This is a genomic window from Peribacillus sp. SIMBA_075 (genome assembly GCF_046534585.1).
Genome location: NZ_JAWRYN010001670.1, coordinates 1 through 233, shown reverse-complemented (window position 1 = coordinate 233; position 233 = coordinate 1). Strand labels below are relative to the sequence as shown.

Here is a 233-nt window from a genome sequence, read left to right as displayed (position 1 = left end):
CAACTGTATTGTTCTGCACATCCCATATGAATCTGCGAACTGGCAAGCAGACATTCATCTGAAATTCACCAATGTCTCTTCTGTTCAAATCAAAGATTTGGAGTTAACAAACGATTCCTATCTTTTTTTGGACATTCAGCTTTTGGATAGAGGCTGGGACAATTTGAATTACTTCGTCGAAGACTATGAAGAACAATATTTTTCTTTTTATTGTGAAACGGTTCAAGTCATAC

Annotated in this window: 1 pseudogene; it reads left to right on the top strand. The window is 36.1% G+C overall.

The window, feature by feature from the left end:
• A pseudogene (locus SB775_RS34105) lies at nucleotides 1-233 on the top strand (hypothetical protein); the annotation flags it as partial.